This window comes from Streptomyces chrestomyceticus JCM 4735, assembly GCF_003865135.1.
GTDB classification, from domain to species: Bacteria; Actinomycetota; Actinomycetes; order Streptomycetales; family Streptomycetaceae; genus Streptomyces; species Streptomyces chrestomyceticus.
In genome coordinates, this window is sequence record NZ_BHZC01000001.1 from 9,067,407 (window position 1) to 9,093,841 (window position 26,435).

Sequence of the window (26,435 nt, forward strand, 5' to 3'; positions counted from 1 at the left end):
GGGGAACCATGAACGGCCTGGCGTACTCGGACCTGCCCCTGTTCCTGAGCCCGTCGCTTCTCTTCCACCGGAAAGGAAGCAGGGCAACGGCCCCCTCCGAACGTCCTTCTCGCGGGACATGCTGTCGGCCCGGCACGGGGACCGGACGATGACCGGCCGGGAGCGCGTGTCCGCCGGAGCGCCGGCCGTTTCGGTGCCCGAACTGATCCGCCGCCAGGCGGCCCGCACACCGGACGCGGTGGCCGTGGCGGACACCGAACGCAAGGACACGTACGAGGAATTGGCAGCGGCGTCGAACCGGCTGGCCGCGTACCTGACCGCCCGGGGCGTGCGGCGCGGCGACCGGGTCGCGGTGGCGCTGGAGCGGTCGGCGGACCTGCTGACGGCGCTGCTGGGGGTATGGCAGGCGGGAGCCGCGTACGTTCCGGTGGACTGCGGGTATCCGGCGGACCGGGTGGCGTTCCTGCTGACGGACTCGGCCCCGGTGGTGGTGCTGTGCTCGCAGGCGACCCGCACCGTGACACGGCCTCTGGTTCCGGACAACGCGCGCACCGTGGTGCTGGACGACCCACAGGTGATGGCGGCGGTGGCCGCCTGCCCGCCCGGCACTACCGGGGTGACGGTGGGCGCGGAGGACGCCGCGTACATCATGTACACCTCCGGCTCGACGGGGCTGCCGAAAGGCGTCCTGGTCCCGCACGGCAGTGTGGCGGGCCTGGTGAGCGACCCGAGGTGGGGAGCGGGCCCGGACGACGCGGTGCTGGCCCACGCGCCGTACGCCTTCGACGCGTCGCTCTTCGACCTGTGGCTGCCGCTGGCGGTCGGCGGCACGGTGGTCATGGCGGAGCCGGGCGCGCCGGACGCGCGGCGACTCGGCCGGGCGGCGGCCGACGGTGTGACGGCGGTGCAGCTCACGGCCGGGCTGTTCCGGGTGATCGCGGAGGAGTCGCCGGAGTGCTTCCGGGGTTTCCGGCAGGTCATGTGCGGCGGCGACGTGGTACCGGCCGCGGCGGTGGCCCGCGTACGGGAGGCGTGCCCGGAGGTGACCGTGCAGCATCTGTACGGGCCGACGGAGGCCACGCTGTGTGCGACGACGCGTCCGGTCCGGCCGGGCGACGAGGTGCCGGACGTCCTGCCCCTCGGGCGGCCGCTGTCCGGCCGCCGCCTGCACGTGCTCGATCCGTGGCTGCGGCCGGTCGCACCGGGTACGGACGGCGAGCTGTACCTCGCCGGGGACGGGCTGGCCCGCGGGTACCTGGGGCGCCCGGGGTTCACTGCGGAGCGCTTCGTGGCCTGCCCGTTCGCGCCCGGTGAGCGGATGTACCGTACCGGGGACCTGGTGCGGTGGACCGCTGACGGCGAACCGGTCTTCGTCGGGCGGTCCGACGAGCAGGTCAAGATTCGTGGGTACCGGGTGGAACCGGGCGAGGTGGAAGCGGCCCTCGCCGCGCATCCGGCGGTCGGGCAGGCCGTGGTGGTGGCCCGGGAAGATCACCCGGGCGAGCGGCGGTTGGTCGGTTACGTCGTGCCTGCCGCCGGCCCTGAGGCGGCGACGGATCCGGACGGGTTCGACGGTCACGTCGGCCCCGCAGGGCCGACCGGCCCCACTGACCCCACCGGCGACCCCGGCCACGAACACCCCGACACGCTCCTCACCGCCCTACGGGACCACCTCACCGCCACGCTCCCCGACTACCTGATCCCGGCCGCCCTCGTACCGCTGGACCGGCTCCCGCTCACCCCGCACGGCAAGGTCGACCGCAAGGCCCTCCCGGCGCCCGGCTTCGGCACGGCCGCGCCGGAACAGCCGCGGACGGCGGCCGAGGCGACCCTGTGCGGCTTGTTCGCCGAGGTGCTGGGGCTGGACCGGGTGGGGGCGCGGGACGGCTTCTTCGCGCTGGGCGGTGACTCGATCAGCTCGATGCAACTGGTGTCGCGGGCCCGGCGGGCCGGGCTGGTCCTGACGTCCGGTCAGGTCTTCGGCCTCTTGACGCCCGAACGGCTGGCAGCGGTGGCCGAGACCGTGTCGGGCCGGCCGGAAGGCGCCACGGAGGACGACGAGGGGACCGGGGACGTGCCCTGGACCCCGGTGATGCGGGCGCTGGGGAAGCGGGGGGCCGGCCGCGGGTTCGCACAGTGGGTGACCGTCGGCGCGCCGGCCGGGCTGACGCGGGACGTGCTGGCGGGCGGGCTGGCCGCCGTACTGGACACCCACGCCATGCTGCGCGCCCGGATCGTGACGGACGGTCCGGAGCCGGTCCTGACGGTGGCCGGGCGCGGCACGGTGGACGCGGCCTCGCTGGTCACCCGCGTCGTCCCCGAGGACGGCCGCAGTCTGGACGAGGCCGCCGAGCAGGCCGTACGGGACGCGCTGCGGCGGCTCGACCCCGCCGCCGGGACGCTCGTCCAAGCGGTCTGGCTGGACGCGGGGCCCGAGCGGAACGGCAGGCTGGTGCTGGTCGTGCACCACATGGTGGTGGACGGGGTCTCCTGGCGCATCCTGATCCCCGACCTCCGGGCCGCCTGCGAGGCGGTCGCCGCGGGACGGACGCCGGTGCTCGACCCCGTCGGAACGTCCTTCCGGCAGTGGGCCGGGCTGCTGGCGGCACAGGCGACGGACGGGCGCCGCACCGCGGAACTGGACGGCTGGAAGGCACTGCTGGACGGCGGCGACCTGACCGTGGGGATGCGGACGCCCGATCCGCTGCGGGACACCGCCGCGACCGTGCGCCGTACGGAATGGATTGTTCCGGCCGGCCATGCGGCAACCCTGACGGGCCGCACCCCCGCCGCATTCCACTGCGGCGTGCACGAAGTCCTGCTGTCCACGCTCGCCGGAGCGCTCACCCACTGGCGGCCGGACACCGTCCCGGCCGCCGGGCTGCTGGTGGACGTGGAGGGTCACGGCCGCGAGCCGGTGGCCGAAGGAGTGGAACTGGTCCGTACGGTGGGGTGGTTCACCGACGTGCACCCGGTCCGTCTGAACGCCGCCGGTGTCGACCTCGGCGAAGCCCTGGCGGGCGGCCCGGCGGCCGGCGCGCTGCTGAAGGCGGTCAAGGAACAGGCCAGGGCGGTGCCCGGCGACGGACTCGGCCACGGCCTGCTGCGCCACCTCGACCCGGAAACGGGACCGGCGCTGGCCGCGCTTCCGGCCCCGCAGGTCTCGTTCAACTACCTGGGCCGGTTCCTCACCGCCGGGACACCCACCGGCCCGGCCGAACCCTGGCAGCTCACCGGTCACGCCACGATCGGCGAGTCCGCCGACCCCGCCATGCCCGTACTGCACGCCCTGGAAGCCGAGGCCGCCGTACGGGACACCCCCGACGGACCCGAACTGACCCTCGCCCTGAGCTGGTCCGACCACCTCCTGGACGAGGCCGCCGTACGGGCCCTGGGACAGCTCTGGCTCGACCTGCTCGGCGGCCTGGCCGCGCACACCCGCACCACCGGAGCGGGCGGGCACACGCCCTCCGACTTCCCGCTGCTCACCCTCACCCAGCAGGACGTGACCGAGCTGGAGCAGGCGGTACCGCAGCTCGCCGACGTCTGGCCGCTCTCACCCTTGCAGGAAGGGCTGCTGTTCCAGTCCGTCTACGACGAGCTGGCGCCGGACGTCTACAAGAGCCGGTGGACACTGGAGCTCGACGGGCCGCTGGACACCGGCCGGCTGCGGGCCTCCTGGCGGGCCCTGGTGGACCGGCACGCCGCCCTGCGGGCGAGCTTCCGCCGGAGCGCGTCCGGCGCGGCCGTGCAAGTCGTCGCGCGTGACGTGCCGCTGCCCTGGCACGAGGCGGACGTGTCGCACCTCCCGGAGGACGCGGCGCAGGCCGCGGCCGCGGAGCTGGCCGCACGGGCACAGCGCGGGCGGATCGACCTGGCGACGGCGCCGCTGTGGCGGCTCCTGCTGATCCGCCTCGGCGCGGACCGCCACCACCTGGTCGTCCTCACCCACCACATCCTGATGGACGGCTGGTCGCTGCCGGTGCTGGTCACGGAGCTGTCCGCGGCGTACGCGGCGGGCGGCGACGACCCGCGGCCGGCCCCCGTCACCTCGTACCGGGAGTACCTGGCCTGGCTGGCGCGGCAGGACAAGGACGCCGCACGGGACGCCTGGCGCACCGCGTTCCACGGCGCGGGCGAACCCACCCTGGTGGCGCCGACGGCACCGAAGCACGGCGCGACCGACCCCGTCCACCTGCACGCCGACCTCCCCGCCGAGCTGTCCCGCCGGGTGGAGGAACTGGCCCGTACCCACGGCCTGACCGCGAGCACCGTGGTACTCGGCGCCTGGGCCCTGGTCCTGGCCCGGCTGGCCGGCCGTACGGACGTGGTCTTCGGCGTCACCATGGCCGACCGCCCGCCCGAACTGCCGGGCGTCGAGACGATGGTGGGCCTCCTGATCAACACGCTGCCGGTACGGGTACCGCTGGACGCCGCGCAGCCGGTGCCCGCCCTGCTCAAGGACGTACAGGAACGCCAGTCGGCCCTCCTGCCCCACCGGCACCTCGGCCTGTCCGAGGCGCAGAAACTGGGCGGCCCCGGCGCGCTCTTCGACAGCATCGTGGTCTACCAGAACCTGCCCCGGCCACCGGCCGCCCCGGACCGGCCCGGCGCGCTCACGATCCGCCTCTCGGACGTGACCGACGTCGTCCACTACCCGCTGGGCCTGAACATCACCCCCGGCGAACAGCTCCGCATCCACCTCATCCACCAGCGCGGACTGCTCCCCGCCGACGTCGTCGAAGCCCTGCCCGCCCGGCTGGCCCTGGTCCTCGAACAACTGGCAGCCGACGGCCCGGCGCCCGCCGTGGGGCGCGTCGGCGTGCTGGACGCGGAAGAACACCGGCAGGTGGTGACGGAGTGGAACCGTACGGAGGCGCCGCTGCCCGCCGTACTGGTACCGGAACTGCTCCGCCGTCGCGCGGCGCGGTCGGCCGACGCCGTGGCCGTCGAGGACGCCCGCAGGACCGTGACCTACGGGGAACTCACGACCGCGGCCGGCCGTCTGGCCCGCCACCTGATCGACCTCGGCGTCGGCCCGGAGCGCCGCGTCGCGGTGGTGCTGCGGCGCTCGGCGGAGTCCCTGACCGCCGCACTGGCCGTGCTCATGGCGGGCGGCGTCCTCGTACCCGTCGACCCGGACTACCCGCCCGAGCGCCGGGCCTTCCTGCTGCGGGACGCGGACCCGGCCGTGGTGCTGTGCGCCGCCGACACCCGGCACGCGGTGCCCGGCGACTGCGCCGCGCACGTGGCCGATCTGGACGACCCGGCCGTGTCCGAGGCCCTGGCACGTCACCAAGGCGGCTTCGTGACCCAGGCCGAACGCCGTACGCCGCTGGGAGCGGACAACGCGGCGTACCTCATCTACACCTCGGGGACCACCGGCGTACCGAAAGGCGTCACGGTCACCCACCGCGGCCTGCGCAACCTCGTCGCCGACCGGGTGGCCCGGTTCGGCATCGGCCCGCACAGCCGCGTCCTCCAGCTCGCCGCCCCCACCTTCGACGTGTCGATCGCCGACACCTGGCCCGTACTGTGCGCGGGCGGACGCCTCGTCCTGGCCCCGCCGGGCCCGCCGTCCCTGGGCGCCGACCTGGCCCGCCTGCTGCGCGCCCACCGGATCACCCAGCTCGGCGGCACCCCGTCCTTCCTGCTGCACCTGCCGCCGGAGGACCTGCCGGACCTGCGCGTCATAGTGACCGGCGGCGAGCCGCTGACCGAGGAGCTGCGCCGGCGCTGGGCCCCGGGACGGCAGGTCCACGAGGAGTACGGCGTCACCGAGGCCACCGTCGTGCAGACGTCCACCGCCCCGCTGACCGGCGGCGAGCCGCCCACCGTGGGCCGTCCCGTCGCCAACACCCGGCTGTACGTCCTGGACGCGTTCCTCCAGCCGGTGCCGCCCGGCGTGCCCGGGGAACTGTACGTGGCGGGGGAGAGCCTGGCGCGCGGCTACCAGGGACGGCCGGCACTGACCGCGCAGCGGTTCGTGGCCTGCCCGTTCACGCCCGGCATGGGGGTCCCCCCGGCTGAAGGCTGGAGGAGGATGTACCGCACCGGGGACATCGTGCGCTGGACCGGCGACGGCGAACTGGTCTTCGCCGGGCGGGCCGACAGCCAGATCAAGATACGCGGCTACCGTGTCGAACTCGGCGAGGTGGAGGCCGCGCTGGGCGCCCACCCCGGGGTGGGCGAGGCGACGGCCGCGGTCCGCGAGGACCGGCCGGGGGAGCGGCGGCTGATCGGGTATGTGGTGCCCAGGGGGCCGGCGGGCGGGCGGCCGGTGAACGGTCACCCGGTCGATGTCCGTTCGGTGAACGGGCGCCCGGTGGACGGCCGGTCGGTGCGGGAGCACGTCGCCGGGGCGCTGCCCGAGTTCATGGTGCCCGCTGCGGTCGTGGTGCTCGACGCGCTGCCGCGCACCCCGAACGGAAAGGTGGACCGCGCGGCCCTGCCCGCCCCCGACTTCACCGCGCGGGCCGCGGGCCGGGCCCCGCGCACCCCGGCCGAAGAGCTCCTGTGCGCCCTGTTCGCCGAGGTACTGGGGCTGGAACGGGCCGGCGTCGAGGACAGCTTCTTCGAGCTGGGCGGTGACTCCATCATCTCGCTCCAACTGGTGGCCCGGGCCCGCCGCGCCGGACTGGTGCTGACCTCACCGCAGGTGTTCGAGGCGAAGACGCCCGAACGGCTCGCCCGGCTGGCCCGTACGGCGGACGACGCGACCGGCCCGCAGACCTCCGTGGACACGGGCGTCGGCCGGATTCCCCGGACGCCGCTCATGCGGAGGCTGGGCGAGCGGGTCACCGGCGGCGGGTTCGCGCAGTGGGCGATCGTCGCCACCCCCGCCGCACTCACCAGGGACGCCCTGACGGCCGGGCTGCGCGCCGTACTGGACACGCACGCCATGCTCCGGGCCCGCGTGGTGCCGGACGCGGACGGGTGGGCGCTGGAGACGGGGGAGCTGGGCTCGGTGGATGCCGAGGCGCTGATCACCTGCCTGCCGGTCGCGGACGATCTCGACGAGGCTGCCGGACGGGCAGCGCGGGATGCCGTGGGACGGCTCGACCCGGCGTCGGGCCGCATGGTGCAGGCGGTGTGGCTGGACGCCGGGCCTGGGCGGGCGGGGCGTCTGGCGTTGGTCGTCCACCACCTGTCGGTCGACGGGGTGTCGTGGCGCATCCTGCTCGCGGATCTGCGGGCCGCTTGCGAGGCGGCGGCGGAGGGCGGCGTACCGCACCTCGACGCGGTGGGCACGTCGTTCCGTACCTGGGCGGCCGCGGCCGGGCCGGACACCGACGGTCCCGGGACCGGCGATGCACTGCGGCTCGACGCGCTGCCGCCCACCGCATCGCCACTCGACGCGCGACCGTCCTCACCACTGTCGGCCGCCGCGCAAGCACCCGACCCGCTGCCGGTCGGCCAAGACCTCGATCCGGCCGTCGACACCGCGGCAACCCTGCGCGAACGGACCTGGGCGGTGCCGGCCGGGCAGGCGGAGATCCTGACGTCCCGTACCCCGGCGGCGTACCACTGCGGCGTGCACGAGGTGCTGCTCGCGGCACTGGCAGGGGCTGTCATGGACGGGCGGCCGTACGGCAGCTCCGTCCTCGTGGACGTCGAAGGGCACGGCCGTGCGGCGGCCGACGGAACCGACCTCTCCCGTACGGTGGGCTGGTTCACCACCGTACGCGCGCAGCGGCTGGACCTCACCGGCATCGACCTGGCCGAGGCGTCGGCGGGCGGCCCCGCGGCCGGCCGACTGCTCAAAGCCGTCAAGCAACAGTCCCGGGCGGCAACTGAAGACGGACCGGACCACCTCGCGGGGAGCACCGACGCACCCACCGGGCGGGCGCACCTCCCCTCCGCCCGCATCAGCTTCAACTACATGGGCCGCTTCCTCGCCGCCCCCACCCGGGCGGGAGCGCCCGAACCCTGGCAACTGACCGGCGAACCGGCCATCGGCTCCTCCTCCGACCCCGATATGCCCGCCCCGCACGTACTGGAAGCGAGCGCGGTCATCCGGGACACGGCGGACGGGCCGGCCATCGGCCTCACCCTCACCTGGCCGGACCGGCTGCTGGACGCGACGGTGGCGGCCCGGATCGGCGGCGCCTGGCTGGACCTGCTGGACGGCCTGGCCGCCCACACGGACAGCCCCGCGGCCGGAGGACACACACCCTCCGACTTCCCGCTCCTCGACCTGGATCAGGACGAGATCGAGCAATTCGAGGCGATCGCCGACAGGTTGAGTGACGAAGCGGCACGGTGAACGGGGAGTGACCGTTCCTGACCGGTCGGGCGTCCGTGGCGGTGCCACGGCCCTGAACAGGCATACCGCACCGACAGGGCCGTATCGGGTACCGCATACACTCACCGTGGCGCCGGACCGTCGTGGCGCAGGTACAACCGTAAGGAGCAAGGGTGTTGGAGCAGGGCTACCCGGTGGACCGGATCGATACCGGTACGGCTCACTCGGCGCGCGTGTACGACTACATCCTCGGCGGGAAGGACCATTACGCCGTGGACCGCGAAGCCGGTGACGTGATGTGCGAGGAGTGGCCGGCACTGCCCGTCCACATGCGGGCCAACCGGAAGTTCATGCACCGCGCGGCCCGCTATCTGGCCCGTGAGGAAGGCATCGGGCAGTTCCTCGACATCGGCACCGGCCTGCCCACCTCCCCGAACCTGCACGAAGTGGTGCAGCAGGTGCGGCCCGACGCCCGCGCCGTGTACGTAGACAACGACCCGATCGTGCTGACCCACGCGCGGGCGCTGCTCACCGGCTCCGCCGAGGGCCGGACCGCGTACGTCGACGCCGACATGCGCGACCCGGAGGCCATCATCGGCTCCGCGCAGTTCCAGGAACTGCTGGACCTGCGGCAGCCGGTCGGCCTGATGATCATCGGCATTCTGCACTTCATCCTCCCGCCCGACGACCACAGCCTGGTGCGGCGCCTCCTGGAGCCGCTGCCCGCCGGCAGTTTCCTGGCCATGACCATCGGGACCGCCGACTTCGCGCCGCGCGAGGTCAACCGGGTCGCCGACGAGTACGCGCGCCGGGGCATGCCCATGAAGCTGCGCACCAAGGCCGAGGCCGAGGCGCTCTTCGAGGGCCTGGACCTGGTCGGCCCCGGGCTGACGCAGGTCCACCGCTGGCGCCCCGACGCCGACCAGGAGCAGGTCGACGACCGGGACATCGCGATGTACGGCGCCGTCGCCCGCAAGAACGCCTGAGGCCCCGGCCCCTGCCGTCCCGCTCCACCCGATCCGTACGTTCGCCGGCTCCGAAGACAAGACAGGGAGCCGGCGGACAGCGATCCGGCCGTACGGCGCGACCGGCACCACCAGTGGGCCGAGTGGACGGGGGAACCACATGCTGCTGACGCTGACCGGAGGCTCCGGCGCGGGCAAAACCACACTGGCGGACGCGCTGACGGCCACCGCGCCCCGGGTTTCCACCCGCGTCCTGCACGGCGACGACTACTACTTCGGCACTCCGGAACACGGCGGCGTGTGGAGGTACGACGACGCCGGGGTACCGCACCTGGACTACGGATCTCCCCGGTCGATGGACTTCGACCGCCTCACCCATGACGCCGACGCCGCACTGGCCACGGCCTCCGTCGTCATCGTCGAGGGCCTGTTCGCCCACCACACCGCACCATCGGCACGCTGCCCACGCCTCGACGTCTTCGTCGACCTGCCGGCCGACCTCCGGCTGGTACGCAAGATCCAGCGCAAGTGCCTGCACCACGGCTTCCCCCTGGACGTCCTCCTGCACAACTACCTCCACCACCGCCGCGACGCCCACGAACAACACGTCGAACCGGCCCGCGACGCCAGCGACCTGATCCTCGACGCGACACAGCCCGCCGACACCCTGGCCCAGGAGGTCTGGTCGGAGGCCCGCACAAGACTCCGGCACCATCTCTCGCCGAAGGCGAACTCCGCCGTGCCGACGTACAGGTATCGCGGAGCGATTGTTGATTTTCTGAACACCTAGGATCGGTGGGGGTTGACAGGCAAACTCCGGCCCCGGCATTGAGTACCGCGATATCCGGGCGGATGACGATGTGGCAATGCATCGAGGCATTCGCGGATGCGGGGCGCGGCGCGCCTCTATGACACCCGCGGACGGAACGCCGCCGGGCGAAGTGTGGAATCAGGCCTGCGCGGGCCGGTGAATTCCCCTGAAAACGCTGGCGCACGACGATCCGCCGGTGGGTCTGTTCTCCGACCGTCTGTGGGACGTCTTACCTTGATCTGTTTCGGACGCGGTGGGTGCGATCACGTCCCGCTGTCGGTCGTCTCCCGGCACAGTGGGCACCGGTCACGGCCGTCCCAGCGGTCCCAGCCGAAAGCCGTGGGGGAGAGGGACTGGCCCTCCAACTCCTCGCGCACCGCGACCCGGTAGGCCCAGACCGTGCCGATGTACGGGTGGTAGGCGTCGTGAAAGGCGTGTGAGGCCGGTTCGGCGCCTGTCGCGACGGCCCGTTGCAGGGCGCGGAGCTGTTCGAACAGGGCCTGTCCGGCGCTGGCGACCGCGGTGGTCGCGTCGATGAACAGTCGTTCGCGCGCTTCGTAGATCGCGGCATCGCTCAGCACCGCCCGGGTGGCGGCACCCAGGTCGGCGTCGGCCACGGGGGACTGGGCGATCTGGCGCAGCCGGGCGTGGCCGGTCTCGGCGGCGGTGATGAACTCGATGTACACGGCCCGCCGCCGTTCCCCCGAGCCGCGGTCGTTCTCGTGGCGGCGGCGCAGGTGGTCGGCCAGGACGGTACCGGAGACGGCGAGTGAGCCACCGCAGACCGTCGCGACGAGCGTTCCCCAGTCCACGTGGGTCCTCCCCCTGCGGTGATCACGGTGCCGGGAACGGAATCTACGCGCGGCCTCCGCCGAAGAACAGAGGCCGGGCCCGCGACCCGCTGACTGCGAAAAGTCGCCATCACATCACCACTTTGCCGGTTGTTGACTGTTTCTTGGTCGTTCGTTGCCGGTAGCGTCCCGTCCTGATCGGCGAACCGATCAAGGCCGTACCGTGAGCCGTTGGATGTCATCGGAGGATGTATGACCTCTCGTATCACCCGTATCGCCGCCGCCATGGCTACCTGTGCGCTGAGTCTTGGTGCCCTCGCCGCGGGCGGGGGCGCAGCCGCGGCGGCATCGTCCGCCACCGCTCCCGCCGCAGGTGCGGACGCGTCGACTTCGAGGGCGGCGGTCGACGCGCGCGCCGCGGCCGTCGACCGGTGCAGCTACCAGGTGGTCCGCTCCGACGACTCCCGTTACGTCTACTCCGTGAGCGGAGTCGTCGGCGGCAGCACGCGCGAGTTCCCCGTGCAGGAGGAGGACTTCGTGCGGATCTCCGACACGTGGTTCAAGGTCGCCCAGGTCGACGTTTGTGCGGGCGGGCAGAGCCAGGCCCCCGTCACACTCCGCGTCACGGGCAAGCTGGACCGTCCGGAGCACTACGACCCGTCCGTGCCGCGGACCATCCGCAGCGGCGCCCTCCGGCCCGCCTCCTCGTCGGTGATCCCGAAGGCCCCGCGGCTGACCTCCGTCGACCGTGTCGACGCGGCCACCGTCCGCGTCAACTGGGAAGCCGCACAAGGCAGCCCGGACCAGGTGATCGTGCTGGAGCGCAAGCCGTTCTACAGCAGTGAGCTGGGCCTGTGGCACCCGTACACGTTCCGGTGGAACGCTCCGGATGGCGCCACCTCGATGGACCGGAAGCTCCAGCGTGACCCCGGCGTCCCCGCCGGAATCCGGTCGCACTCCTACTGGATGCGGGTCGTGAAGGACGGTTTCGTCAGCGATCTGCGCGCCGAGAGGCCGACCAGCGTCGAGCCGTAGCGGGCGAGCAGCATGAAGGGCGCCCGGCCGGGCCGGGCGCCACCGTCCGTAGTCTCCTCGGCATGATGAACTCACTTACGGATCTTGACGACGCCGGAGTCGCGGCCGCCGCGGCGCGTGCCGGTGCGGACGTGGTGCGCGACCTGTACGGACGGCGGCTCGCCCGTATCGACAAGGGAGGCGGGGACTTCGCCACCGAGGCCGATGTGGCGGCCGAGAAGGCGATCCTCGGTGTCCTCCGTGCCGCCCGGCCCGACGACGCGGTGCTCGGCGAAGAAGGCGGGCGGCAGGGTGCGGCGGAGGCTGCGCGGCAGTGGCTGGTGGATCCCCTGTGTGGCACGCTGGACTACGCCGTCGGCAGCATGCTGGTCGCCGTCAACGTGGCACTGCGCGAGGGCGCGGCGGCGGTGGCCGACCCGTTCAGCGGTGACGTCTTCCATACAGACGGGGAGAGCGCGTGGGTACGGGGCGAAGGCGCCGGCCAGCGGGGCGACGGCGCCGATCAGCGGGGCGACGGCGCCGATCAGCGGCTGATACCCACGTCCGCCTCCCGGCTCGTGGACGTCAACCTCGACCCGCCGTTCCCCGGCGCCCCCGCTTTCCGGGCGGTGGACCTGCTGGCCCGGCCCGCCTTCGCTGAGCACTTCCGGCCCCGCGTGGTGTCCACGACGCTCGCGCTGGCCTGGGTCGCGGCAGGCAAGCGCGCCGCGTACGTCACGGACGGCGGCGACCTGTCCGGCAGCGTGCACTTCGCGGCCGGCATCGCCCTGTGCCGGGCCGCCGGTTGCGTCGTCACCGGCATTGATGGCGCCCCGGTCGGCCAGGGCGGCCGGGGGCTCGTCGCGGCCGCCGACGCCGAGACCCACCGGCTGCTGATGACGATGGTGCGCGGTCAGGAGTAACCGCGAAGCGTTTCAGGAGCAGTAACGCGTCGGTGTCGGCGATAGTTCCGTACGGCTGAACGGCCGCTCAAGAAGCGGCCGTTCGCCGTACGGGGATCGTCACACTCGGGACTGTGCCCCGATGGTGGGGCTGGCGCCGTTCTTGTAGAGGGCGATGAGCTTGCTGAAGTCGAACGGCCGCTGGTCCACACAGGTACAGCGGTAGGTGTCGCACTGGTCGCAGCCGACGGTGCACGGCGGCTGGACGTCGGGGTTGCCCTGGTTGTGGTCGCGGGTGGCGTCCCACCCGGAGAGCGCGCCGAGCTGGTTCTCGTGGGCGAACTCGACCAGGCTGCGCTGGTTGTCGAGGGTGAAGACCCGCTTGTTGATGTTGCAGCCGAACATCGGGGTCGCGCCCGTACGGTTCCAGGTCTTCGTCGCGTCCCAGGCGGGCCACAGCGAACCGATCTGGCCGTGCATGGCCTTGAGGCCGATGACGCAGCACTCGTACATGTCGGGCGGCGCGCTCTGGCCGAACTCCATCAGCATGCCGTTGACCAGGCCCGGCTCGATCCCGGCGGCGGCCACCTTGGCCAGGAACCGGACGCCGACCGGGCTGAAGCCGGCCGACCCCTCACCGGGCTGTGCGTCGGCGGGCAGGGTGTAGGAGATCTTGAGGCCGGGGTGCTTGACGAGGATCTGGGAGATCGCCGCCGTGTGCCGCAGGTGCGCGGGCTCGTCGGCCAGGAAGTCGCCCTCGAAGTCGAAGTCGATGCGCGCGACGCCGTAGTTGCGCAGGAACGCCTCGTACTGCTCGACGATCCTCGGGACGCTCGTCTCGACGGCTTCGAGGGGCCTTCCGGAGGCTCCGCCGCAGGAGAAGGCGACCTTGCCGCCAGTAGCGGCGAGCTGCTGGATGTCCTTCTTCCCGTACGAGCTCTGGTCCACCTCCCAGTCCGGGCCGTCCTGACCGGCCCACGCCAGCTTCTTGTTGTTGTTGGCGACGATGAAGCCCAGCATGAAGCCGTCCACGCCGGATTCCTGGGCGTACTGGGGGAGGCTGGGGTTCGGCCAGGCCATGTAGTCCACGTACGGAGCGCGCGGCATGTCCCAGGGGCCGCCGTCCGGGAGCTTGTCGGTGGTGCTGAACTCCAGCGGCTGGGACTGGTCGGAGCGGTTGCCCGCGAGGTCGACGGCGGTGACCCGTACCGTGTACGCGGTCGTCGGGGTCAGACCGGAGAGCACCGCCGTTTCGTCCTTGACCCGCAGCGGCTGGGCGCCGCCGTAGGCCACCTCGTAGCCCCGCACACCGATGTTGTCGGTGGCGGGGGCCCAGGACAGCGTGGCCTGGGTCGGGCCGACGGTCTCCACCTGAAGGTTGGTCGGCACGCTCGGCGGCGTCGTGTCGTCGGGTACGTCGGCGGACTGCCCGTTGATCTTGAACTCGGCCGGCAGCGGGCCGGGGCCCGGCATGGACCGGGAGAAGCCGAGCCGGAACGCCTGGGTGCCGCGGTGCGGCGCGACGGTCTTGCGCTCGGGCACCAGACGCCCGGTGATGACGTTGCCCGACCGCTGCCAGACGAGCCCGTAGACATCGGTGACGTTCTGGTCCGACTGCACGCGGAACGAGATTTCCGGGTCGACCAGTGGTTCGCTTTCGAAATTCCAGACCGTGGCCTTCATGGTGCCGTACCACTCGCCAGGGGATTCCCATTCCGGCGTGACGTACTGCTTTGCCATGTCCACACCCCTCGTTTCCGACGTCCGGTTCCCGGACGTTCCTCCCCCCGTCGCGACCCCGTTGTGAACCTGCTGCCTCGTTGCGATCCCGTTGCGACAGGGAACCTAGGCACGGCACCTGCCTGCGTCAATCAGGGAAATCGGCCAGTGCCGGACCGGCCGGAAGAGTGCGCGGGAAATGGCGCCATTCCGGGACGACGCCGCGAAGCGTGGTGCGGATGCGTCCGGTGCAATTCCCGGAAGGGACTGTGCCCGGTGGGGGGAGAGGTACAGGGGTACGGGAATGCGCGGGGGCTGCGCGCACCGGCGGGCGACGGGCTACGGGGAGGCCCGTCCCCGTACCGCAAAAACCTCCACCCCGCCCTGCCTTTGTCCCTACGCACAACACATGACCTGCTGGTTCGTCCTCTTGGACCAAGAACCCGGCAGGCCGCCGTGCGTACGCTGCGGCCCAGTCGACCGAACCACCCGGCGCCGTGCCGCCTCCGCTCCCCACCACGCGAAAGGCCCCGTCGTGTCCTTGGACCTGCACCACCGCGCCGTCGTCGCCGATGCCCACAACGACCTCCTCATGGCCGTGGCCGCGCGTCCCCCGCACCGCTGGGGCAGCTTCTTCCGGGACCGGTGGCTGCCGCAACTGCGCGAGGGTGGCATCGACATCCAGGTCCTGCCGGTGTTCATCGACGACCAGTACCGCCCCGAGGGCGCGCTCCGGCAGACCCTCCGCATGATCGAGTGCGCCCATGTCCTCGCCGAGGCCAACGCCGGAGACGTCGCGCTGTGCACCGACGGAGCCGGCATCGACGAGGCCCTCGCCGAGCGGAAGATCGCTCTGGTGCTCGCGCTGGAGAGCGCGCCGGGCATCGACGCCTCCGTCGAACTGTTCGCCACCCTGTTCCGGCTCGGCGTACGGATCGCCTCGATCGCCCACTGGGGACGCACCCCGCTCGCGGACGGCAGCCGGGAGGACGCCACCGGCAGCCGGCTGACCGCCCCCGGCGTGCGGGCGCTGCGGGAGATGGAACGCCTGGGCATGCTCTTCGACATCTCCCACCTGGGGGCGAGCGGCGTCTCGCACGTACTGGAGCTCGCCACCCGCCCGCTCATCGCCACCCACTCCTGCGCCCGCGCCCTACGCGACCACCACCGCAACCTCACCGACGACCAACTGCGCGGTGTGGCCGGCACCGGCGGCGTGGTGTGCGTGAACTTCGTTCCGGACTTCCTCACCGACGACGAGTCGAAGGTGAGCGTCGACCGGGTCGTCGACCACATCGAACACGTCGTCTCCGTGGCCGGGATCGATCACGTCGGCCTCGGGTCGGACTTCCTGCGCGAGGTGGTGGCGGACCTGACCCCGCCCTGCTGCGAGAACCTCGACGAGGAAGATCCGCGGTTCGACTTCCCCGACCTGGCGGGCCCGGCCGACCTGCCCCGGGTCACCGAGGCGATGCTCCGCCGGGGGCTGCCCGAGGAGGACGTCCGCAAGATCCTCGGCGGCAACATGCGACGGCTCATGAGCAAGAACATGGGCTGACGCCCGGCCCGATGCTCCCCGCCGGGGCAGTGGCGGCTCAGCACCAGTCATCCCGGCCCTGCCATTCACCCGACACCTCACGGAGGACACCCCGTGCCGCACGACTCCGCACGCCGTTTCGCGCCGGCGGACGACACACCAGAAGTCCTGGGAACACCGGGATCACCGGAAATGCTGGGAACACCGGCAGCGCCATCCCTGGACGCCATGCTCGCCGACCTCGAAGAACTGGTCACCTGTGAGTCCTTCTCCGACGACCACGCCGCCGTGGCCCGCAGTGCTCAGGTGGTCGCCGCGCAGGGCCGCCGGCTGCTCGGTGTCCCGCCCCAGACACTCACCCTGGACGGCATCACCCATGTGCAGTGGACGTTCGGAACGCCGCGCGTCCTGCTGCTGGGCCATCACGACACCGTCTGGCCGACCGGCTCCCTCAAGACGCACCCCTGGTCCGTGGAGGAGGGCATCGTCCGCGGACCCGGCGTCTTCGACATGAAGGCAGGACTGGTGCAGATGTTCCACGCCCTGGAGTCGCTGCCCTCTCTGGACGGCCTCTGTGTGCTCGTCACCGGGGACGAGGAGACCGGCTCGGCCACCTCCCGCGCACTGATCGAGGACATCGCGCGCCGGTGCTCGGCCACGTTCGTCCTGGAGCCGTCGGCGCCCGGCGGAGCGCTGAAGACCGGCCGCAAGGGCGTGTCCCTCTACGACATCACCGTCCACGGCCGGGCCGCCCACTCCGGACTGGAGCCGGAGAAAGGCGTCAACGCGGCCACCGAACTCGCCCACCAACTGCTCGCCCTGGGCGGCATAGCGAGCACCGTCAACGCCTCCACCGGGCCCGGGACGAGCGTCACCCCCACCGTGATGCGGGCCGGCACCTCGAACAACACCGTGCCCGCACGGGCGGAGCTGAGCGTGGACGTCCGCGTGCCGAACGCCACGGCCCAGGACGCGGTCGACCGGCTCATCCGGTCCCTGCACCCGCGGACCCCCGGCGCCCGCCTGCAGATCGACGGCGGCCCCAACCGGCCGCCCCTGGCCCCCGATGCCTCCGGCGAGCTGTTCGCCCTGGCCACCGAGGAGGCCGTACGGCTCGGCCTCGACCCGCTGCGCCAAGCGGCCGTGGGCGGGGCCTCCGACGGCAACTACACCGCCGGGGTCGGGTGCCCCACGCTCGACGGCCTCGGCGCGGTGGGCGACGGCGCGCACGCCGACCACGAACACGTCGTGGCCGCCACCATGCCGGACCGCGCCCGCCTCCTGGCCCGCCTGGTCGGAGCACTGCGGTGAAGGGGGCCACCGTACGGGAGCTGCACCTCATGGCGGACTTCGACGCCGTCAGCCTGCTCTACGCCGGCATCTGGGGGACCCCGCCCGCCCACTCGCCCATGTCCGCCGAGGTCATGCGCGCCCTCTCGCACGCCGGCAACTATGTGGCCGGAGCGTACGAGGACGGCCGGCTGGTCGGCGCCTCCGTCGGCTTCTTCGGCGAACCCGTGGGCACCAGCCTGCACTCGCACATCACCGGCGCCGAAATGGGCCGTGGCGTGGGCCTCGCCCTCAAACTGCACCAGCGGCAGTGGGCGATGGCCCGCCGCCTGGAGCGCATCACCTGGACCTACGACCCGCTCATCCGCCGCAACGCCTACTTCAACCTCGTCAAACTCGGCGCCCGGCCGGAGGAGTACCTGACCTCCTTCTACGGCGCGATGGACGACGTCATCAACGGCGGCGACGAATCCGACCGGGTCGTGGTCGCCTGGAACCTCACCACGCCCACCCCACCGCCCGGGACGACCGAACTGCCCGCCGGCACTGCGCACGTCCTCCGTAACGACGAGGGCCGCCCGCAGACCGTGCCGACCGACGCCGCCACCGTCCTCGTCGACCTGCCCGACGACATCGAGGCCCTGCGCGGTACGGACCCCGGCGCCGCCCGGGCCTGGCGGCTGGCGGTACGGGACACCCTGGGCGGCCTGCTCGCCGAGGGTGCCCGCGTCGTCGGCTTCCACGAACGCCGCCGTTACGTGGTCCAACGCCCCCACGCCCGCCCCTGACCGCCCTACCCCTCAAGGAGTCACCAGTCGTGCAGACGAAGATCACCGGCGTCGAGCTGCGCCGCATCGCGATGCCGCTCGTCGCCCCGTTCCGTACCTCCTTCGGCGTGGAGACCAGCCGCGACGTGCTGCTGGTCCGCGTGGTCACCGCCGAGGGCGAGGGGTGGGCCGAGTGCGCCGCGATGTCCGAACCCCGCTACTGCTCCGAGTACGTCGACAGCGCCCAGGAGGTCCTGCGCAAGTTCCTGATCCCCGCCCTGCCGAAGGACGGCACGGACGCACACGGGGTGGGACGGGTCCTGCGGCCCTTCACCGGCCACCGCATGGCGAAGGCCGCGCTGGAGACCGCGGTGCTGGACGCCCAGCTCCGCGCCGCCGGCGAGTCCTTCGGCTCCTACCTGGGGGCCGCCCGGGACCGGGTGCCCTGCGGCGTCTCGGTCGGGATCATGGACTCCGTACCCGAACTCCTCGACGCCGTGGCGGGGTACGTCGACGAGGGCTACGTCCGGATCAAGCTGAAGATCGAGCCCGGCTGGGACGTCGAGCCGGTACGCGCCGTACGCGAGCGCTTCGGTGACGACCTGCTCCTCCAGGTCGACGCCAACGCCGCCTACACCCTGGTGGACGCCCGGCAACTGGCCCGGCTGGACGCCTTCGACCTGTTGCTGATCGAACAGCCGCTGGCCAACGACGACATGGTCCAGCACGCCGAACTGGCCAAGCTGCTGCGTACCCCGGTCTGCCTGGACGAGTCCATCGAGTCCGCCGCCGACGCCGCGGCGGCCATCTCCCTCGGCGCCTGCTCCGTCATCAACATCAAGCCGGCCAGGGTCGGCGGCTACCTCGAAGCCCGGCGCATCCACGACCTGGCCCGCGCCCACGGCATACCCGTCTGGTGCGGCGGCATGCTGGAGACCGGCATCGGCCGCGCCGCCAACGTGGCCCTGGCCGCCCTGCCCGGCTTCACCCTCCCCGGCGACACCTCCGGCTCCAGCCGCTACTTCGCCACCGACATCACGGAACCGTTCGTCCTGGCCGACGGTCACCTCGACGTCCCCACCGGCCCCGGCCTCGGCGTCGAGCCGCTGCCCCACCTTCTCGACGAGGTCACGAGCTTCAGTGAATGGGTGGCGTTGTGAGGGTGCCGCCAGGGAAACGGCTCCCGGACACTACTCGGTGGGTGTGACAGTGCCGGTGTGATCTCCCGCCCACACCACCGGGGTACGGTCCGACCACGGGCTTGCCTGTTCGAGTTGGCCGGCCAGGCGGAAGAGGCGGCCTTCCAGGCCGTACCCGGCGGCGAACTGCATACCGATCGGGAGCCCCGTCGCGGTGTCGGCCGTCACCGGCACGGACATGGCCGGCGTGCCCGCCACGTTGAACGCCATGGTGAACGGTGAGCGGTCGTTGAGGCGGTCGATCCAGCCGAGGCCGTCCAGCGCCGCCGCGCCCTCCGCATAGGTGCCCAGCGGCATGGGGAGCTCCGGCAAGGTCGGGGTGAGCAGGATGTCGTGGGCGTCGAAGTACCGCGCCAGGCTCCGGGCGACCCGGTTGCGTACCGCGAGCGCGTCGACGAACCGGGCGCCGCTGACCTGCTGCCCGTACTGACAGCCGGCGAGCGTCGCCGGTTCGAGCGTCGAGGAGTCGACGGGCCGGCCGAAGGCGGCGGCCACCGCGTCGACCGAGGCCGCGAGGTGCACCGTGAACAGCCGGGCGGTGGCCAGGACGAACTCCTCCCAGCCGACCCCGAGATCGACCGTGACCTCCTCCACCCGGTGGCCGAGGGCTTCGAGCAGCCGTACGGTACGGGCCAGCGCGTCGGCCACGGGTGCGGTGGTGCGGCGTCCGCCCCATGCCTGGGGGAGGACACCGATACGCAGCGGGCCCGGGTCGCGGGTGACCTCCTCCGCGTAGGGCCGGGACGGCTGCTGGGCGAAGTAGGGGTCGCCCGGTTCCGGGCCGCGCATCCGGTCGAGCAGCACCGCGCTGTCCCGTACGGTGCGGCTGACGCTGCCCTGCACGGCCAGGCCGCTGAACGTCTCGTCGGCGTCGGGGCCCATGGACACCCGGCCACGGGTGGGCTTCAGCCCGAAGAGGCCGGTACAGGCGGCGGGGATGCGCAGCGAGCCGGCGGCGTCGGTGGCGTGCGCGATCGGGACCACCCCGGCCGCGACCGCCGCGGCCGAGCCCCCGCTGGATCCGCCCGCGCTCAGCTCCGGGCTCCACGGGTTGCGGGTCGCGCCGTACAGCACGGGTTCCGTCGTGATGCTGTAGGCCAGCTCCGGTGTCGCGGTCCGGCCGAACGTCACGAGACCGGCGTCACGGAAGCGCCGCATCAGGGCGGAGTCGGCCCCGGCGACAAGGCCGGCCGCGAGACGGCTTCCCAGCTCCGTCCGCCTCCCGGCCATCGCGACTCCGATGTCCTTGATCAGGAAGGGAACGCCCGCCAGCGGTGTGCTGCCGGGGTGGCGGCGGGGGCCGGGACGGGCGTCGGGGCCGGGCTCGTCGTCGGTGGGCCAGGTCTCCACGACGGCGTTGATCCGCGGATTGACCGCCTGTACGGCCTCGCGTGCGGCTGCCTCCAGTTCGGCGGGGGACACCTCACCCCTGGCCACCAGCTCCGCGAGCCCTACAGCGTCGAAGCGTACGTACTCGGGAATTTTCACAGTCACTCCCAGCAGAATGAAGGATACCGATGGGTTCCGAACGATACCGGGCGGTATCGTGTGGGTCCGGCTGGTACCGTAGCAGGAGTTGAGGGGGCCCACCGGCCCAAGGTTCGACAGGCCCGACAGGTGCGACGAGCCCACGATCGACCGGAGTCACGGAGCAGTCATGACAGCGACCACGAGAAGGCCGGGCAGGGTGGCCAAACTGCCGCCCCGTGAGCGCATCCTCGACGCGGCGGAAGAGCTCTTCCAGTGCGAGGGCATCCGGCGGGTGGGCGTGCAGGCGATCGCCGAGCGGGCCGAGACCACCAAGATGGCGATCTACCGGCACTTCGAGACCAAGGACGCCCTGGTCGCGGAGTGGCTGCGGATCGTCGCCGCCGACTACCAGGCGGCCTTCGACCGGGTCGAGGCCGAACACCCCGGCCGTCCCAGGGAGCAGATCCTGGGCCTGGCCCGCTTCATCGCCGAGGGGCTGCCGACGCTCTCGTACCGGGGCTGCCCGTTCGTCAACTCCCTCGCCGAACTGCCCGACCGTTCCGATCCCGCACGGCAGGTGATCGAGCAGCACAAGGCCCGCCAGACCCGCAGACTGGTCGGCATGTGCGCCGAGGCCGGGCTGCCCGACCCCGAGCAGGCCGCCGCCGAGATCACTTTCGTACTGGAAGGGGCGCAGGTCAGCATGCAGAACGGGAGCATCGACCAGGTGGGGGACCGGCTGATGAAGATCGTCGAGGGGATCGTGGACCGGCACGGGGCCCGATCCGGGACCTGACCCGGGGCCTGATCGGGCGCGGGGCGGGCGAGCGTCGGCGGGCTGTCATCGACTGACTGTCACCGGCGGGCTGTCATCGACTGACCGTCCCAGTCAGGCCGAGCAGGGCGTCCGAGGTCGCCTCGTCCGCCGGGTGGAAGGCCCAGATCCGATGGCCTCCGCTGCCAGGCAGCTCCAGGACATGCTGGTCGAGGGCGAGTGTTCCGATCCTCGGGTGCCGGAGCCGTTTGTGGTCCATCGCCTTCTCGTAGAGGTGGTGCTCGCGCCAGACGGTGCGGAAGACGTCGCTCTTCGCGGACAGCTCTGCCACCAGGCGTGTCAGGCGCGTCAGGCGCGGCGAGGCCGTCCCGGAGCCGGTCTGGGCGCGCAGGGCGGCCACCATGCAGCGGGCGAGTTCGGGCCACTCGGTGAAGAACGACGGTGCGCCGGGGGCGAGAAACACCAGGCGGGCGTAGTTGTCCCGGGGCTCCAACCCCTCGTGCAGACGGTCGCCGAGCGGGTTGCTCCCCACGATGTCGAGCCATCGGTTCACCAGCAAGGCAGGCACCGGTAGGGAGCCGAGCAGTTGGTGTACGGCCGCCAGGCGCTCCGTACTCATTCGGAGCGCCTCCTCGCCCGCGACGGGATCCGCAACAGAGTCCGCGACGGCCAGTTCACGCAGGTAGCGCGCCGCCACAGCATCCAGCAGCAGGGCCCTGCTCAGGCCCTCCACCACGGTGGGCGACGGCCGCCGTTCCCGCCCCTGCTCCAGGCGTACGTAGTAGTCGGTGCTGATCCCGGCCAGGAGCGCCACTTCGTCCCGCCGCAGCCCCGGCACCTGGCGCTGCGCCCCAGCGGCCAGCCGGTGCTGTTCGGGCCGCACCCGGTCCCGTCGTGCGCGCAGGAAGGCAGCCAGTGGTGCGCCTCCGCCGGGCCCCGTTGAAACGTCCATCCCACCAGCGTAAGGACGAGGTGCTGCCGCCCCGGGGTGGGTGCGGCACTCCTACCCGTACGGATCGCCGGGTGCCTAGCGTGTCGAACGCCTGCCGAAGGGCCTGGGGCTCAGGCAGGCAGACACCGAGACCGCCAAGGAAAAGAGTTACGTCGATGTTCGTCATCACCGGCGCCAGTGGCCGCACCGGACGGGCTGCCGCCGAACACCTTCTCGCCGCCGGGCACCGCGTACGGGCTGTCGGGCGTTCCGCCCAGCGGCTCGCCGGCCTCGCCGCGCGGGGCGCCGAGGTGTGCGAGGCCGACCCGGCCGACCCCGTCGCGCTGACGGACGCCTTCCGTGGCGCGGACGGTGTGTACGCGGTGATCCAGCCCAACTATCTCCCCGACCACCCCGATTTCGGCGCCTTCCAGGACCAGGTCGCGGCCTCCCTGACCGAGGCGGTCGCCGAGTCCGGTGTGACCCGCGTCGTCGGACTCAGCAGTTGGGGCGCCGAGCACGCGGGCGGCACCGGACCGGTCAAGGGGCTCCACCGCTTCGAGCAGCGCCTCTCGGCCGTCCCGGGGGTGGACACGCTGTGGCTGCGGGCGGGCTACTTCATGGAGAACCTGCTGGACCATCTCGGCACCGCCAGGACCCACCACCGCATCAGCGCCCCCTTCGAGCCCGGCCTTCCCCTGCCGTTCGTGTGCACGCGCGATGTCGGGGCGCGGGCCGGGGAGCTGCTGGCCACCGGGGGCTGGCACGGTACGGAGATCCTGGAGCTCCAGGGCGAACGCGACGTGAGCATGCGGGAAGCCGTGCATGTGATCGCCGAGGCGGTGGGCGCGGACGGCTTCACGTACGAGCGGACCAGTCTCGCCGACTTCCACGCGGGGCTCCTGGCCGCAGGCGTGTCCGCCGATGTCGCGGCCATGATGGCCGAGGCCGGCGAGGCCATCAATGCCCGGCACATACGGATGCGGCAGCCGCGTACCGCCCGCACCTCCACCCCCACCTCCGTCGAACGGTTCGTGGCGGACGAGTTCGCTCCCCGGTTCCGCACGGCACACCCCGCCGAAGCGGGCTGATCTCGCCGACCTCGCCCCGCACGTTGTGGAAAAGGACAACAGGAACGTACGTTCCTGTTGTGATCGGCCAGTCACCCGGGCGCGTCCAGGAAGCAACCTGGGCAGTCGGGACAACAGCCTGGTCGGATCCGGGACCATGCGGTGAGGAGCACCTATGGACGCCTGTACGCTCGGCGACCTGATCGACATCGTCGGCAGCCCGCCCCTGCGGCTGCACACCGCTCCGGCCGGTTTCGCCGCCCCGGTCACCGAAGCGCTGCTGTACGACGCCCACGCCCCACTGCCCCATGCGCCCGGCGCCCTGCTGCTCGCGGTCGGCGTACGGGCGGCCGCGGCCGGGCCGCTGATGCGGGCCGCGGCGGAGGCCGGGATGACCGGCGTGGTGGTGCGGGGCACGGCCGGGCCGCCGGTCGGCGAGGCCGAGGCACACGGCATGGCGCTGCTGGCCGTCGACGAGGACGCTGCCTGGCACCACGTCCACCTGATGCTGGCGTCGGCGATCGGCGCACGGTCGGCCCACAGTGCCGCCGGGCTGGGCGACCTGTTCGCGCTGGCCGACGCGATCGCGGCGGCGACCGGCGGAGCGACGGCCGTGGAGGACCCGCGCCAGCGCATCCTGGCCTACTCCACCGTGCCGGGACAGCCGGTCGACGAGGACCGCCGCCAGGGCATCCTCGGCCTCCAGGTCCCGGGCAGCGTGGACAACTCCGAGCAGGTCAGAAAGGTGTTCTCGGCCGACGGGCCGGTGTGGCTCCCCTCGCTCAAACCGGGGGACCTGCCGCGGCTGGCCGTCACGGTGCGGGCCAGCGGCGAGACCCTCGGCTCGATCTGGGTGATCGACGGCGGCGCCCTCGCCCCGGACGCCGAGGAGACCCTGGTCCAGGGCGCGTCCACGGCGGCACTGCTCCTGCTGCGTGCCCGCGCGGCCCAGGAACTGGCCCGCCACCAGAACACCGACCTGCTGCGCCGGCTGCTGGACGGCTCGGCGGACGCCTCGACGGCAGCACACCGCCTGGGATGGGACGCGGTGCGCGTGGCCGCGTTCGAGCTGGACTTCACGGCGAGCGTCCCCGACGCCGAGCGGACCTCGCTCAGACTGCTGGACGTCGTACGCCTGCAGTGCGAAGCGCGCTACGGGCGGCACGCGTGCGTCCTCCTGGACGGGGTGGTGTACGCGTTGTTGCCGGCGCCCAAGGAGAGTGCCGGAGCGCGCACGCCGCAGGACCACAAGACCACCCACCAGCGGCACCGGCAGTTGGCGGAGGACATCGTGCGCCGGGCCGGGCGGTCGCTGCGCGTTCCGGTACGGGCGGCGCTCGGCGAGGTGGCACCGGACCTCGGCGGCGTGGCGGACTCGCGCGCGGACGCGGACCTGGTCCTACGGCTGTTGCACGACGGCCTGCCGGTGGCCACGATCGACGAGGTGCGGCCCCGGGTGACACTGCTGCGGCTCTCCGACGTCATGCAGAAACAGCGGGGGCTGCGGGCGGGTGCCTGGCAGCGGGTGCTCGCGGCGGACGCCGGGCACGGCACCGACTACGCCCGCACCCTGGTGTCCTGGTTCGACGCGGGCTGCGACGTGGCGGGCGCGGCGAAGCTGCTCTCGGTCCACCCCAACACCTGCCGTTACCGCCTGAAGCAGGCCGGCCGGCAACTCGGGATCGACTTCGAGGACCCCGACGAACGGCTCGTGCTCTGGCTGCAGTTGCGGACGCTGGCGGGGCTCGGCGGCGCTGCCGGAGCCGGAAACGCGGACACTCCCCGGACGCCCTGAGGCGCGCCGGGGAGCGGGGGAGGGGCCCGGTCAGCGGAGGTCGTGGATGAGCTTGCCGATGATCGCGTCCACCTTGTCCGAGTCGAACGACTCCGAGCCGATCAGCAGCGTCACGGCCCGTCGGCCGTCGTCGGTGACGGCGTTACGGAATTTGTGGCCGGACTCCATATGGCCGCTGTGACCCCAGGTGACAAAGCCCGGAGTGGTTTCGTAGCGCTCCACTCCCAGACCGTACCGCTCACTCGGGAAGCTGTCCGCGACGGTCTTCTTCATTTCGGCGAGCTGGGCCGGCGCCAGCAGCTTTCCGGAGAGCAGCGCGGTCCAGAACGTGGTCGCGTCGGCGCTGGTGGACACCAGCGCACCCGACGCGTCGGCCCCGGAGACGTTCCATTCCGTCCGGTCCGCCAGTTTCCCGTCCCGGTCCACATAACCGCGCATGTCCGGCTTGGGCAGCGTGGTCCGGTCACCGGGCCAGAAGGTGTGCCGCAGCCCGAGCGGCTCGATGAGCCGCTGTTCTATCTCGGTGCCGATGTCGCGGCCGGTGACCTTCTCGACGATCAGGCCGACCAGGTTGTAATTGGTGTTGGAGTAGGCGAAGCCGCCGGGGGTCCGGTCGTCGGGCGGGGGCAGCGTCAGGGCCTGCTCGACCGTCTCCAGCGGCTCCATGTGCTCCCAGCGGTGCGCCTCCAGGTCGTCCCACGCGTCCAGGTAGTCGGGCAGACCGCTGGTGTGCTGCAGTAGCTGCCGGATCGTGATCTTGCGCCCGTCGTAGTGCTCGGTGCGGACCAGGCCGGGCAGATGCCGGTCCACGGTGTCGTCCAGCTTCAGCTTGCCCTCACCGACGAGCTGGAGCACGACCGTGGCCGTCCAGGTCTTGGTGTTGCTGGCAATACGGCCGTGCTCATTGCCGACGGCCTTACGGCCCGTCCTCAGGTCGGCGAGGCCGACACCGCCGTGCCATACGCCGCAGCGGGGGCTTTTCACCGTGACGCTGATCCCCGAGGCGCCGACCTTTTCCAGCGCCTTGAGCGCGGTCTGGACGGGCCGGGTGTCGCACCGCGGTGCCGCGGCCGACGCGGCAGGTGCCGCTGTGATCAGAGAAGCGGTGAATGCCAAAGCCACGGCGCTGGTCCCGTATCGCATAACGTTGAACG

At 72.4% G+C, this 26,435-nt stretch carries 17 protein-coding genes; 12 read left to right on the forward strand and 5 right to left on the reverse strand.

Features of this window, described 5'->3' with window-relative positions; genetic code table 11:
- Positions 1-148 precede the first annotated feature (148 nt).
- From EJG53_RS39210 to EJG53_RS39220, 3 genes are all read left to right on the forward strand, one after another.
- On the forward strand, positions 149-8,266 hold the full coding sequence (locus EJG53_RS39210) for a non-ribosomal peptide synthetase (protein ID WP_125048874.1): 8,118 nt from the start codon (positions 149-151) through the stop codon (positions 8,264-8,266).
- Positions 8,267-8,421: 155 nt separating this feature from the next.
- The gene (locus EJG53_RS39215; protein ID WP_125049882.1) at positions 8,422-9,231 is read left to right on the forward strand and encodes an SAM-dependent methyltransferase; all 810 of its coding nucleotides are present in this window, start codon (positions 8,422-8,424) and stop codon (positions 9,229-9,231) included.
- Between the two features lie 139 nt (positions 9,232-9,370).
- Positions 9,371-10,000: a uridine kinase family protein gene (locus EJG53_RS39220; RefSeq protein ID WP_125048875.1), complete on the forward strand. Its 630-nt coding sequence runs from the start codon at positions 9,371-9,373 to the stop codon at positions 9,998-10,000.
- Between the two features lie 284 nt (positions 10,001-10,284).
- On the opposite strand, the gene EJG53_RS39225 is transcribed toward EJG53_RS39220, so the two are convergent.
- The gene (locus tag EJG53_RS39225) at positions 10,285-10,833 is read right to left on the reverse strand and encodes a CchlQ (RefSeq protein ID WP_125048876.1); all 549 of its coding nucleotides are present in this window, start codon (positions 10,831-10,833) and stop codon (positions 10,285-10,287) included.
- 231 nt (positions 10,834-11,064) lie between these two features.
- Between EJG53_RS39225 and EJG53_RS39230 the strand changes: the two genes are divergently transcribed.
- Together EJG53_RS39230 and EJG53_RS39235 are read left to right on the forward strand one after the other, a co-directional pair.
- On the forward strand, positions 11,065-11,847 hold the full coding sequence (locus EJG53_RS39230) for a hypothetical protein (protein ID WP_125048877.1): 783 nt from the start codon (positions 11,065-11,067) through the stop codon (positions 11,845-11,847).
- A gap of 62 nt (positions 11,848-11,909) precedes the next feature.
- Positions 11,910-12,749 carry an inositol monophosphatase family protein gene (locus EJG53_RS39235; RefSeq protein ID WP_125048878.1) on the forward strand — a complete coding sequence of 280 codons (840 nt, stop codon included), beginning with the start codon at positions 11,910-11,912 and terminating at the stop codon, positions 12,747-12,749.
- A gap of 99 nt (positions 12,750-12,848) precedes the next feature.
- Here EJG53_RS39235 and EJG53_RS39240 read toward each other — a convergent pair whose 3' ends face one another.
- The gene (locus EJG53_RS39240) at positions 12,849-14,468 is read right to left on the reverse strand and encodes a fibronectin type III domain-containing protein (protein ID WP_125048879.1); all 1,620 of its coding nucleotides are present in this window, start codon (positions 14,466-14,468) and stop codon (positions 12,849-12,851) included.
- 514 nt (positions 14,469-14,982) lie between these two features.
- On the opposite strand from EJG53_RS39240, the gene EJG53_RS39245 reads away from it, so the two are divergent.
- The 4 genes from EJG53_RS39245 to menC all read left to right on the forward strand — a co-directional run bounded on the left by EJG53_RS39245 (position 14,983) and on the right by menC (position 19,201).
- On the forward strand, positions 14,983-16,005 hold the full coding sequence (locus tag EJG53_RS39245) for a dipeptidase (RefSeq protein WP_125048880.1): 1,023 nt from the start codon (positions 14,983-14,985) through the stop codon (positions 16,003-16,005).
- Positions 16,006-16,212: 207 nt separating this feature from the next.
- Positions 16,213-17,295, forward strand: coding sequence for a M20 family metallopeptidase (locus EJG53_RS39250; protein WP_125049883.1), 1,083 nt, complete (start codon positions 16,213-16,215; stop codon positions 17,293-17,295).
- Complete coding sequence (locus tag EJG53_RS39255) at positions 17,292-18,062, forward strand: GNAT family N-acetyltransferase (protein ID WP_244955533.1); 771 nt, start codon at positions 17,292-17,294, stop codon at positions 18,060-18,062. The genes EJG53_RS39250 and EJG53_RS39255 overlap by 4 nt, the downstream gene beginning before the upstream one ends.
- A gap of 29 nt (positions 18,063-18,091) precedes the next feature.
- The gene (menC, locus tag EJG53_RS39260; RefSeq protein WP_125048881.1) at positions 18,092-19,201 is read left to right on the forward strand and encodes an o-succinylbenzoate synthase; all 1,110 of its coding nucleotides are present in this window, start codon (positions 18,092-18,094) and stop codon (positions 19,199-19,201) included.
- A gap of 30 nt (positions 19,202-19,231) precedes the next feature.
- Here the strand turns inward: menC and EJG53_RS39265 are convergent, their stop codons facing one another.
- Positions 19,232-20,728 carry an amidase gene (locus tag EJG53_RS39265; RefSeq protein ID WP_125049885.1) on the reverse strand — a complete coding sequence of 499 codons (1,497 nt, stop codon included), beginning with the start codon at positions 20,726-20,728 and terminating at the stop codon, positions 19,232-19,234.
- Positions 20,729-20,897: 169 nt separating this feature from the next.
- Between EJG53_RS39265 and EJG53_RS39270 the strand changes: the two genes are divergently transcribed.
- Positions 20,898-21,506: a TetR/AcrR family transcriptional regulator gene (locus EJG53_RS39270; RefSeq protein ID WP_125048882.1), complete on the forward strand. Its 609-nt coding sequence runs from the start codon at positions 20,898-20,900 to the stop codon at positions 21,504-21,506.
- 73 nt (positions 21,507-21,579) lie between these two features.
- Here EJG53_RS39270 and EJG53_RS39275 read toward each other — a convergent pair whose 3' ends face one another.
- On the reverse strand, positions 21,580-22,437 hold the full coding sequence (locus tag EJG53_RS39275; protein ID WP_125048883.1) for a helix-turn-helix domain-containing protein: 858 nt from the start codon (positions 22,435-22,437) through the stop codon (positions 21,580-21,582).
- 155 nt (positions 22,438-22,592) lie between these two features.
- On the opposite strand from EJG53_RS39275, the gene EJG53_RS39280 reads away from it, so the two are divergent.
- Positions 22,593-23,507: an NAD(P)H-binding protein gene (locus EJG53_RS39280; RefSeq protein ID WP_125048884.1), complete on the forward strand. Its 915-nt coding sequence runs from the start codon at positions 22,593-22,595 to the stop codon at positions 23,505-23,507.
- A 154-nt stretch (positions 23,508-23,661) separates the two neighbouring features.
- Positions 23,662-25,281 carry a PucR family transcriptional regulator gene (locus EJG53_RS39285; RefSeq protein WP_125048885.1) on the forward strand — a complete coding sequence of 540 codons (1,620 nt, stop codon included), beginning with the start codon at positions 23,662-23,664 and terminating at the stop codon, positions 25,279-25,281.
- A gap of 30 nt (positions 25,282-25,311) precedes the next feature.
- Here EJG53_RS39285 and EJG53_RS39290 read toward each other — a convergent pair whose 3' ends face one another.
- On the reverse strand, positions 25,312-26,424 hold the full coding sequence (locus EJG53_RS39290) for a serine hydrolase domain-containing protein (protein ID WP_125048886.1): 1,113 nt from the start codon (positions 26,422-26,424) through the stop codon (positions 25,312-25,314).
- Between the last annotated feature and the right edge of the window lie 11 nt (positions 26,425-26,435).